The organism is Paenibacillus alkaliterrae, from assembly GCF_021532375.1.
Taxonomy (GTDB): Bacteria; Bacillota; Bacilli; order Paenibacillales; family Paenibacillaceae; genus Pristimantibacillus; species Pristimantibacillus alkaliterrae.
Window position 1 is genome coordinate 43845 of record NZ_JAKGAP010000035.1, and the last position, 11918, is coordinate 55762.

The 11918-nt window shown below is 52.0% G+C and carries 8 protein-coding genes; all 8 read left to right on the forward strand.

Translation table 11 applies throughout. The features are described from left to right. Positions 1-166 precede the first annotated feature (166 nt). The 8 genes from L1N85_RS15585 to L1N85_RS15620 all read left to right on the forward strand — a co-directional run bounded on the left by L1N85_RS15585 (position 167) and on the right by L1N85_RS15620 (position 11809). Positions 167-1120, forward strand: coding sequence for an ABC transporter permease (locus L1N85_RS15585; RefSeq protein WP_235240004.1), 954 nt, complete (start codon positions 167-169; stop codon positions 1118-1120). 30 nt (positions 1121-1150) lie between these two features. Beyond that, entirely contained in the window at positions 1151-2035 is an 885-nt protein-coding gene (locus L1N85_RS15590; RefSeq protein WP_235240005.1) for a carbohydrate ABC transporter permease, read from the forward strand. A gap of 88 nt (positions 2036-2123) precedes the next feature. Beyond that, positions 2124-3719: an extracellular solute-binding protein gene (locus L1N85_RS15595; RefSeq protein ID WP_235240006.1), complete on the forward strand. Its 1596-nt coding sequence runs from the start codon at positions 2124-2126 to the stop codon at positions 3717-3719. Positions 3720-3933: 214 nt separating this feature from the next. Continuing rightward, entirely contained in the window at positions 3934-6267 is a 2334-nt protein-coding gene (locus L1N85_RS15600; protein WP_235240007.1) for a helix-turn-helix domain-containing protein, read from the forward strand. A gap of 149 nt (positions 6268-6416) precedes the next feature. After that, positions 6417-9005, forward strand: coding sequence for an exo-rhamnogalacturonan lyase family protein (locus tag L1N85_RS15605; RefSeq protein ID WP_235240008.1), 2589 nt, complete (start codon positions 6417-6419; stop codon positions 9003-9005). After that, a complete protein-coding gene (locus tag L1N85_RS15610; protein ID WP_235240013.1) occupies positions 9002-9712 on the forward strand; it encodes a DUF1961 family protein in 711 nt (236 codons plus the stop codon). Before L1N85_RS15605 ends, L1N85_RS15610 begins: the two co-directional genes overlap by 4 nt. Positions 9713-9730: 18 nt before the next feature. Further along, a complete protein-coding gene (locus tag L1N85_RS15615) occupies positions 9731-10531 on the forward strand; it encodes a polysaccharide deacetylase family protein (protein WP_235240009.1) in 801 nt (266 codons plus the stop codon). A gap of 12 nt (positions 10532-10543) precedes the next feature. Beyond that, entirely contained in the window at positions 10544-11809 is a 1266-nt protein-coding gene (locus L1N85_RS15620) for an FG-GAP-like repeat-containing protein (protein ID WP_235240010.1), read from the forward strand. Positions 11810-11918: the final 109 nt, after the last annotated feature.

An 11918-nucleotide genomic window follows, 5' to 3' on the forward strand; every position in this document is an offset into this window, starting at 1 on the left:
AAGCGATTGCGATACTTTTGATTCCGTTTGCACTTTCTTGATTTATCGCTCAAAACCCCGCCGTTACCGGCTTCAAGAATGTCTAATTGCCGGAAAAAGAACGCTCCCGCCATAATAAGGGTACACCGCTGACGAAGCGATGAAAGATACCCGGAGGTGAACGGAAATGAAACAGGTTGCAGCTCCAAACCTAAAACGGCCATCTCCCCATTATCGGCCAAGCGTGCTGCGGAGGTTGCAAAAGGACAAGTGGCTGTACATTTTGCTGCTGCCTGGATTGTTGTATTTCTTACTATTCAAATATGTTCCGATGTGGGGCGTTCTGCTCGCCTTCAAAAATTATCAGCCCTATACGGGCTTTTGGAACAGTGAATGGGTTGGCGTGGATCACTTTAGAATGTTTTTCTCAAATCCGGAGTTTTTTATGCTTCTTCGAAATACGCTCGTATTATCCTTTTACAATTTAGTCTTTTTCTTTCCGGCGCCGATCATCCTGGCCATTCTGCTCAATGAGGTGCGAATCGCCATATTCAAAAGATCGGTTCAGACCTTGATTTACGTTCCGCATTTTATTTCGATGGTTATCGTGGCGAGTATGACTTACGTGTTTCTAACGACGGCAGGCGGACCCGTCAACGAGCTGTTATATGCGCATACCGGTCAGAAAATCGAGTTTTTGGCAAGTCCGGAGTGGTTTAGACCGATCATTATTGTCCAAACGATTTGGAAGGAATGCGGCTGGGGAACTATCATATTCCTTGCGGCGCTTGCAGCGGTTGATGTCGAGCAATATGAGGCTGCCATTATGGACGGCGCGAACCGCTGGAAACAAACATGGCATATTACACTGCCTTCCATTAGCAGCACGATCATTATTTTGCTTATTTTGCGAATGGGGAATGTACTTGAGAACGGCTTTGAACAAATCTATTTGATGCTTAACCCGCTTAACCGCGAGGTTGCAGAGGTGTTTGATACTTACGTGTATATGATGGGAATTACGCAAGGCGCATTCAGCTACAGTACGGCGGTCGGTCTATTCAAAGCCATCATAGGCGTCATACTCGTGCTAGGCAGCAATTACTTGGCAAAAAAATTCGGACAATCCGGACTTTATTAAACGGATCTGCGAAGAGAGGAGAGCTTACCTATGTCCAAAACGTACAGAACCGCATCGGGAACGGTTTTCGATGTCGTGAATTATATTTTTCTGGGAGCCTTTGCAATCGCGGCCGTCCTTCCGTTCATTTATGTCATATCCGGTTCTTTCGCAACCGACGAAGAGCTTACGAGGAGAGCGGTATTTCTCATTCCTGAAACGTTCTCTCTGGCGGCATACGAATTTATCTTCTCTACAAATACGATCATGAAGAGCATCGGAGTGTCCATGTATGTTACCATCGTCGGCACGGCAGTCAATTTGTTCTTTACCGTCACGATGGCGTATCCGCTTGCCCGCCGGGGATTAATGGGACGCAACACGGTGCTCAATCTGGTCATCTTCTCCATGCTGTTCGGCGGCGGGATGATTCCGACTTATCTCGTTATTCGTGAGCTGCATTTGCTTGATTCGTATTGGGCGCTCATCCTGCCCGGAGCGATTAGCGCCTTTAATCTGATCATCGTGAAAAACTTCTTTCAGGAGCTCCCGCCCGGTCTGGAGGAAGCGGCAAAGATTGACGGCTGCACGGAGCTCGGCCTCCTATGGCGGATCGTGCTTCCACTCTCGAAGCCGGTTCTCGCAACGTTCACCTTATTTTACGCGGTAGGGCATTGGAATGATTTTTTCTCCGCATTGCTCTATATCAACAATCCGGAGAAGTGGCCGCTTCAGGTGCTACTGCGCCAAATTGTGCTGCTGTCGCAAGCTGCTGCCGGGGATTTGAACGCGATGGATCCGAACTTCGTGAAGCCGCCGGACCAGTCGATCAAAATGGCGGTCATCGTAGTTGGAACCGTTCCTATTCTGTTAGTCTATCCGTTTCTTCAGAAGCACTTTGCCAAAGGAGTTCTGATCGGCTCGATTAAAGGCTAATCGCGGTAATTTCTATCTGCCGGAGGGCGGCATGTCCGATGGCAGACAGTTTTACGATATAATACAAATATCTAAGGGAGGTACATCTATGAAAGGAAATCGTAACAGAAACAAGAAATGGGCATCGCTGCTGCTAGTCGGCACGCTTGCCGCAAGCACGCTAGTCGGCTGCGCTCAGCAAAATAACGGTACGAATAACGTAACGCCCAGCAATGCCGCGCCTGACTCCGCCCCTGCGAACGAAGGCGATAAGGTGGAGGCAGCGCTGCCGCTGAACATCATGCTTCCGATTTTCAAGACGAATTATCCGAAGGATGACAGCCCGGTTGCCGCGGAAATCGAGAAACGGACGAATACGGACATTCATTTCGAATGGGTGCCTAATGCTTCCTACGTGGACAAATTCAACATTACGCTCGCTTCCGGCAAGCTTCCTACCATCATGTACGTGCCCGACGTGAAATCGCCGAGCTTTGTCAATGCCGCAAAATCAGGCGCGTTCTGGGAGTTGGGCCCTTACTTGAAGGATTATCCGAACTTAAGCGGCGCTAACCCGGTCATCTTAAACAATTCATCTGTTGAAGGAAAAAACTACGGCATTTACCGGGGCCGCGCCCTCGGCAGAAACGGTGTCTATTACCGCAAGGATTGGCTGGATAACGTAGGCTTGCAGGTACCGCAGACCATCGACGAGTTTTATAATATGTTGAAAGCGTTTAAAGAACAGGATCCGGACCAGAACGGCAAGGACGACACGTACGGCTTGGTGCTTGTTAAGTGGACCGGCCAATGGTCGAGCGGCTTTGACAACATCAAATTATGGTTCGGCGCTCCGAACAAATGGGGTGATGTGGACGGACAGCTCGTGCCTGACCACATGACTCCGGAATACCTGGAAGCGTTAAAGTTTATGAAAAAGCTCTATGACGAAAAGCTGATTAATCAAGATTTCGCAATTATGGATTCGGCCAAATGGACCGACCCGATAGTGAACAACCAGGCCGGCGTCATTATTGACGTCGTGGACGGAGCGGCGCGCGCCGACGATAAAATTCATGCTGCGCTGGCCGCCGAAGGCAAGGATCAGCCGGATGTGCATTACATGGACGTGTTTGGTGGAGTAAAGAGCGCTGACGGCGAGCTTCACACGCTTCCTACATCGGGCTTTGCCGGCATGCTGGCCGTTCCTAAGTCGGCTGTCAAGACGGAGGAGGAGTTGAAGCGGGTTCTTGCATTCATCGATCAATTGAATGAACCCGAGATGCAGACGATGCTCGGCTACGGCTTGGAAGGCAAGCATCACACGATCGAGGAGGATTCAGTAGTCGTTAGCAAGGATACGGTGCTGATGGAATCCGAAGTTGAAGGCTTGAACCAAATGCTGACATTCATTCCGGAGGACCGTGCGAAGAAGGTGAAGCAGACACCGCTGCGCTTGAAGCAAACCGAGCTGCAGAAGGAGAACGAGCAATATATCGTGGCCAACCCTGCTGAGCCGTTCATCTCGCAGGTATATACGGAAAAAGGAGCGCAGCTGGATAATATTTTAAATGACGCGCGAATTAAATTCATAGTCGGACAAATCGACGAAGCCGGTTTCCAAGCAGCGCTGGAGCTGTGGAAGAACAACGGCGGCGATGATTTGGTGAAAGAGATGAACGAGCTGTATGCAGCCAGCAAGTAGGTAGTAGCACGATAGAAACAGAGCCCGCAAAGCGTATTGCGGGGCTCTGTTTTTTGCCGCAGTTCGAAAGAATGAGAGAGGTGCCAATAAAAAGGTCTTGTTCATTTGCTAAGATTTGATATATTCTTGTTCAATAGAATTGAATGCGATTACAAGTGACAATTGCGTTTGCAAATCCATTTCGAATTCGGTTGGTGAGAATATGCTTAAGGAAATGAAAACGAGAATACTGAATCGTAGAAAAGGCAAGTCCAGTACGAAAGGCAGGTTTTACCGGAAGAGCTTGATCATGCTCCTCATCGTAGCCAGCATTCCGGGTCTGATCACAGGAGCGCTCGTGTATGGAATGGCAGGCGGCCGGCTTGAGAAGGAGCTGCTCCACCTGCATAATGTCCAGATCGAGCAAAGAGCGCGCAACATCGATGCGCAGCTTACGAATCTGGAGCTTATGCTTTCTCATTGGGCGTTTGACAGTAAATTCGATTACAGTCTCAAAGACAGCAATTTTGTGCAAGATTTCGCGAGAGCGCATGATATTACGAAGACGCTGCTCGTAATGCAGGGCTCGAATACGATGAATAAGGTTGTCGGACTTTATTTAAACGGGGATGATCCGTCCATCCTGTTCGAGCCTGAGTACGGGATTGTGACTTCGAAGCCGGTACAAGCCGTGTACGAAGAGCTGCTTCAGTCGAAGAAGGTGACATATTGGACAGATGTGGCCTTTGACCCGCAGCGTCCGCAGGCGAAGGATTTGACGCTCGTCCATCATATACCGGGCGGGAGCCATCGTCCCTTTGGCGCACTCCTGATACGTTTAGATAACGAGAGAGTCGGCGATATGCTGCGTACGATGACGCCGTATGACGGCGGGGAAACGTTTTTCCTGCAGGATAATGGCGCATTGTTCGCCTCTACGAACGGGAATGATGCGGAGTCGCCGTTCACCGCGGCACTGCGAGAAGGGATAATGGTCCGAGGCTCCGCAGAGGGCTCGTTTTTCTTCGATTACAGCGGTGCCACCTATACCGTTACTTACGGCAAGTTTTCACGAATCGCAGACAGCTGGACGTACGTCTCTGCTTCTCCGATTACGAGCATTACGGCGCCAGTCGTATTTATATCAAAAATTATTTTCACGGTGAGTCTTAGCGCGCTGCTGCTTGCCGCCCTGCTTGCCTGGCTGGCATCGCGCAGCATATATTCGCCTGTCAACCGGTTGATGACCGTACTTATGGCAGGCAAATCATACGCGCAGGAGCAGCATGACGAGTTCTCGCTCATCGAAAGGCAATGGCATCATTTGAACAGGGAAAGCTCAGAGCTTCACTCCAAGCTGTCTGAGCAGCTCCCGCACGTGAAGGAGAGCTTTCTGCATCAGCTGCTTCAGGGTTATCTCTATGCTTATTCGGAGGAAGATCTGCTGGGGAGAATGGAGCGGTACAAGTGGAAGGTGAGCGAACACCAATTTATCGTACTGTACATGCAATTGACGGGCATAACGAGCTTGGAAGGAAAATTCAAATACGGAGATGAAGGCTTGGTCACCTTTGCGGCCGTCAATATGATCGAGGAATTCGCCGAGAAGCACTTTGAGCAGAGCAAAACGATCAATTTCCATGATCTCGCTGCAGGGATGCTTCTTATCGTACCGAAGGACCGCTCCTATAAGGAGGAGCTTGAGGTGTTCGGCGAGGAGCTGACGAATGCCGTTAATCGGATCTTAAAAATGCGGCTAACGATCGCCATCAGCGAGCCTGCGGCTGCGATATCTCATATCCCGCTGTCGTTCGAAGAGGCGAAGCACGCGGCCAGCCAGCGAAACTTCGAGAACGAAAATCAACTGATCGACATCGGGCAGCTTCATGCCCGCGGGGAAGGCGCGGAAGAACCGCCATATCCGTTCACGCTGGAGCGCGAATTCATTCAGGCGCTTCGGACGGGGCAGGAAACGGATGCATATGAGCTTCTGAATGCCTTCTTAAGCGCGTTGTCCTGCAAAGGAGCTAAGGCGGTAGATGTCCAGCAAGGGATGCTGCACTTGCTCGGCAGTGTCCAGCACGCCATACTAGTTTCCGGCATTCAGCCGACGCGGTTGTTCAAATACGTGAATATGTATGAGCAGCTGTCGCAAATCCGGGAGCCCGAGCTTATTTTGACATGGTTTCGGGAGCGGGTATGCGATCCGTTTCTGAAAGAGCTTGGCGGCCGTTCGGATTCTCAGGTCCGGAGCCTAATCGAACAGGCGATGATCTATTTGCAGCAAAATTACATGAACGACATTTCACTCGATAACTGCGCGGATCACATTGGGACGAATCCCTTTTTCTTGAGCAAAACGTTCAAGCAGGTAACCGGAAAAAACTTTATCGACTATCTAACCGGACTGCGGATGGATAAAGCGAAGGAGCTGCTGCGGGAATCCGCTCTCAAAATTAACGATGTCGCCGAGCAGGTCGGTTACCAGCACAGCTACTTCAACCGTATTTTCAAAAAGCTGGAGGGTATGACGCCAAGCCGTTATCGGGAGCTAAGCCAGGCGGAATAACCGCTCGGCAATATAATGCTATTGCGATAAAAATGTGCAAAGCCCTTCGGCCCCTTGATCAAAAAAGTCTCATTGTTTGCAAACATTCGCCTCTTTAGGATAAAGGTATGCGTAAAGCAGAACCTGCAATCATAAGGAGGCTTTTAACATTGTCATCACAACAATCTGTTAAGCTGCGCTTTCTGAAGGAGCCGGCCGCTGCGCCGGTTGGCTTGACCTGGGGCATCCCATGGAAGGAAGGCGAGCTGCTCCGGGAGGAATCGCTTACTCTGCAGCATGCGGACAGCGGAGAAGAAGCGGCGATGCAAAGCTGGCCTTCGGCATATTGGCCGGACGGCAGCGTCAAATGGTCGGCACATGCCGCGGTCTCAATGACTGCCGCGCCGGATAGATATAAGGTCGTGAAGGGAAAAGGAGTGGACTCGCAGCATAAGGTAACCGTGCAGGAAACGGAAGAAACCATTTTGCTGGATACCGGCGTTATGAATTGCTTGGTCAGAAAACAGGGAAAGCAGCTGATCACAAGCATTGTCCGGAACGGTGTAGAGGTATGCAGCGGCGGGACGCTCGTTTCGATCAAGGAAAGCAGAAGCCATGTGTCCGGCGTAAAGACGATCCGTGAGGAAAGCTTCGAAAGCCGGATCCATAAAGCGGTTGTCGAGCAAAACGGTCCGGTCAGGGCAGTCGTGAAGCTGGAAGGCAAGCATCGCTCGGAAGCAGGAACGAGGGAGTGGCTTCCATTCTCGCTGCGTTTGTATGTTTACGCCGGTTTGGAAATGATTCGTATCGTGCATACCTTCCTTTACGACGGCAATCCGAACACGGATTTCATAAAGGCGTTAGGAATTGCCTTTACGGTCCCGATGAGGGGTCCTTTATATAATCGTCATGTCCGGCTGGCGGGAGACAGCGGATTTTTCAGCGAGTCTCCGAAAACGCTGCATACCCGCCGGACGAAGGGGAAGTACAGAGAGCTGTTCGAGAAACAGACGCAAGGCGAGTCTGTCCGCTTCGATGAGAAGGAGGACAGCTATTTTCTCGGGCTGCTGGACGATTCTGCGGTATGGGAGGACTACAAGCTTGTACAGCGATCCTCTGAGCATTACTGGATTTGGAAACGAACGAAGGAGGAATGCTGCTGGCTGAAGACAGCGGAAGGCAGACGAGCGGGCGGACTTGGCTATGTGGGCAGCGAGGGCGGCGGATTAGCGGCAGGACTACACAGCTTCTGGGAAAAGCATCCCGCCGGTTTGGAAATACATGGAACAACGGGACGGGAGGCTGCATTCACGATCTGGTTCTGGTCGCCGGACAGCGAAGCGATGGATCTTCGGCATTATGATACGGAGACTCATGTGGAATCGTCCTACGAAGGGGCGGAGGAGCTGCGGGCAACTCCTTACGGCATTGCCAACACGAGCGAATTGACGGTTTGGTGCAAGGCGGAAACGCCGGGACCGCGGCAGTTGCAGGAGATGCAGGAGCAAATCGAGTCGCCGCCGATGCTTGTATGCGAGCCGGAATATTTGCATGAAACGCGGGCATTCGGTTTTTGGAGCTTGCCGGACCGGAGCACGCCGGCAAAAGCGCAATTGGAGGATCGACTGGACAGCATTGTCGAGTTCTATCAATCTGAGGTCGAGCAGCGGAAATGGTACGGCTTCTGGGATTACGGCGATTTCATGCACAGTTACGATCCGGTCAGGCATGTTTGGAATTATGACCTCGGCGGCTGCGCCTGGCAAAATACGGAGCTCGTGCCGAACATGTGGCTATGGGTTATGTTCCTCCGGTCGGGCCGCGAGGATTTGTTCCGGCTTGCCGAAGCGATGACCAGACATACGAGCGAGGTGGACGTCTACCATTTCGGCGAATATGCCGGGCTTGGTTCCAGGCATAACGTTGTTCATTGGGGCTGCGGGTGCAAGGAGGCCCGAATCGCCATGGCCGGCCTGCATCGTTACTACTATTATTTGACCGCCGATGAGCGTATTGGGGATTTGATGGACGAGGTAAAGGATGCGGATTTCTCGACCGTTAATCTGGATCCGATGCGAGCTTATTTTCCGAAGGATGAGCACCCGACGCATATTCGAATCGGACCGGATTGGGCGGCCTTCAGCTCCAATTGGATGACAAGGTGGGAGCGGTTCGAGGACACGTCCTACCGGGATAAAATTTTGGCAGGCATCGCATGTGTCAAGGAAGCGAACTTCGGTCTTATTTCAGGACCGACCTACGGCTATGATCCAAAGACGGGCATTCTTTCCTCGCTGGGCGATGACAATTGGGGAAGGCATTTGGCGATATGTATGGGCGCGCCGCAGGTTTGGTTCGAGCTGGCCGCGATGCTGAAGGATCCCGTATGGGAAGCGATGATGGCTGATTTCGGCATCTATTATAACTTGCCGCAGGACGAGAAGGATAAAGTAACGGGCGGCGCGGTCAGTCACAACCGCTTCGAGCATCCGGTGCTCAGCATTGCCATCGTCGCGTTTGGCGCTTTCTATAAGCAGGATGGGCGGACAGCGCGGGATGCATGGGAAGTGCTGCTGCAAAATCCGTTCGCGCGCGTCAAGCTTCAGGAAGAGGCCAGTACGGTGACTTATGTCGACAAGCTGCAGGAGATCGATTGGATCAATACGAACGAAGCAGCTCAATGGTCACTGAATACGATTATAAGCTTGGAGCTGATCGCGGATTGGCTTCCGAGCGATGCGGCGGGGGACGAACGATGATTGCGCCGGAATGGAGTCTGCTCTATCACAATACATTAGGCACGTTTGAAGAGGTGCAGCATTTCCGAATGGAAGGGGAAGCGTCCATCTCCTTCCCGATGGGAAGGCTGCGGCTGAAGAGCGTAAGAGATGCCGAGGAAGGACAGAAGGCGAACTTTGTGTGGTGGTGTCCGGAAGACTTTCCTGCGGATATCGCGGTGACATGGGAGTTCAGGCCGATTCAGGAGCCTGGCCTTGCGATTTTGTTTTTCGCTGCCAAAGGCGCAGGCGGGGTTGATTTGTTCGATACGGCTCTAGCGCCTCGAACAGGTGAATACGAGCAATATCATCATGGTGAGCTCGATGCCCTGCATCTCTCGTATTATCGGAGGCGTTGGCCTGAGGAGAGGCAGTTTCACACCTGCAACCTGCGCAAGAGCTACGGCTTTCATCTCGTCGCTCAAGGTGCGGACCCTCTGCCTCCGGTTGCGGATATTACAGGCTTCTATCGGATGAAGCTCATAAAGCGGGGCGCGCGCATCGACTTCTCGATTAACGAACTTCCCGTGCTGTCATGGGAGGATGACGGCATAACGTTCGGCCAGCCGCTTGGAGCGGGGAAAATCGGCTTTCGGCAGATGGCTCCTTTTGTGGCGGAATATGCGAATTTAAAGGTTTACGAGTTGATGGAAGCGGGAGAGGCCGGAGTTTTGGAGAAACCAGTCTAGAGGGGAGAGAAACCGGAAATGCCGAAAATATTGCTATGTTTCCCGGAAGGCAGACACAAAGCGCTGACCATGAGCTATGACGATGGAACGGTTGCGGATCGAAGGCTGGTTGCTATTTTTAACCGTTACGGCATTAAAGGAGCGTTTCACTTGAACAGCGGCTTGTTCGGCGTGCCGGGCCGATTATCGGAGGAGGAAGCAGCCGCGCTGTATGCCGGCCATGAGGTGTCCGCCCATACGTTGACGCATCCGACCATCGCCAGATGTCCGAAGGAGCAAATCGTTCATGAGGTGATGGAGGATCGCAAGGGGCTGGAGCGGCTTGCGGGGTATACCGTTCGAGGCATGTCATATCCGAACGGATCGTTTAACGAAGAAATTAAACGAATGCTGCCTGCGCTCGGAATCGAATATGCGCGTGTCGTACAGACGACGGGCCATTTCTCGATGCCGGATGATTGGTTTGAATGGAAACCGACCTGCCATCACAAGGATCGGCTGCTGGAGCGGGTGGACGATTTCATCCGGCTGCATAAAACGCAATACTTGTATCTCATGTACGTCTGGGGACACAGCTATGAATTCGACAACGATGGCAACTGGGAGCTAATAGAGCAATTTTGCGAGCGGGCGGGCGGACATGAGAATATTTGGTATGCTACTAACCTGCAAATCGTGGATTACGTCAAATCATACGGTCAGCTGAAGTTTTCTGCGGATTTGAGCTTCGTATTTAATCCGGCGGCAAGCAGCGTTTGGCTAAGTGTCGACGGCCGCATCGTGGAAGTGAAGGGCGGCAGCCAAATCAAACTTGCATAGGGGGAACTTAGGATGAAACAAGAGACGATGGAAGCGATTCTGCTTGGAGAAATAGATATTAGCGCGGCGGGTCCGCGCTGCAAGATGCTAATTGGCGATTTGAACGGTGACGGGCGGATGGAGCTGCTGCTCGTGCAGTCCGATAACCGGCAGGATGTGCGTTATATTCCCCATCAGGTGCAATGCTTGACCGCATTTGACCTGAGCGGCAACCTGCTTTGGCAGACAGGAACGCCGGATCCGGGGGCGGGCAGCCAAGGCTCCGATTATCCGGTCCAAATTTATGACATCGACGGTGACGGCAAGCTTGAGGTATTGATAGTCATGGACGATCAATTTCAAGTCATTGACGGGGCAACGGGAGAGAAGAAGCGATCGTATCCGCTGCCCGATCCGCATGCTCACGATTGCATTATTATTGCGAATTTGTCCGGCGGAGATAGAGCCGCTGACATTATATTGAAGGATCGCTATCATAAGATGTGGGCGATGGACCGGAACTTTCAGCTTTTGTGGACGCATGAGGGCAATCCGGGACATTTTCCGTGGGTTTTCGATCTAGACGGGGACGGGAAGGACGAGGTGATGGCGGGCTATGATCTGCTCGACTCGGGCGGCCGCCTGCTATGGAGCTGCAAAAATTTGGAGGATCATGCCGATTGCATTTGGGTCGGGGACGTAAACGGAGACGGAGAACCCGAACTCGTCATTGGCGGAAGCGTGACGGTCATGTATGATCGCAGCGGCACGGAGCTGTGGCGGCATGAAGGATCGGTGGAGTCGCAGCATATCGCTCTCGGACGGTTCCGTGACGATATCCCGGGCCTGCAGATCGCCGGCCTGGACCGTCTTGTGCGCGAGGATGACGGACTCGGGCTGAAGGGAAAGGACGCCCTGTTTCTACTCGACTCCGAAGGCCGGGAGCTGTGGAAGGAAGACCGCAAGACGGATGGCTGGCTGACGATTATTGAAACGTTGCGGCACTGGGAAGCGGGCGCGCCCGATTATATATTGGCTTACCGCAGAGGAGGCGGCGTAAATCCGACTTTATATGACGGGCATATGAATCCTGTCGTCCAATTTCCTTCGAACGGTTATGCGGTGCATGCGGATTTGCTGGGAATAGGAACGGAGCAGGTCGTTATTTATAACGATACTGCCGCTTTCATTTATGCCAGCCAATTTGTTGAATGGACTGAAAAGACTGGCGGCAGTCATCCGCTGCCTCAGCCGAAGCGCCTCTATAGTTCGACGCTATATCCTGGCGGGGAGGCCTAAATACTTCTTCAGTAACTACACGCTCTCGAGTCTCGATAAGCGGGCTATACTGGATTTCTACTTAACTCAGTCCTGTAATTGAATGATCGCTGATAGATAACAGGGTTGT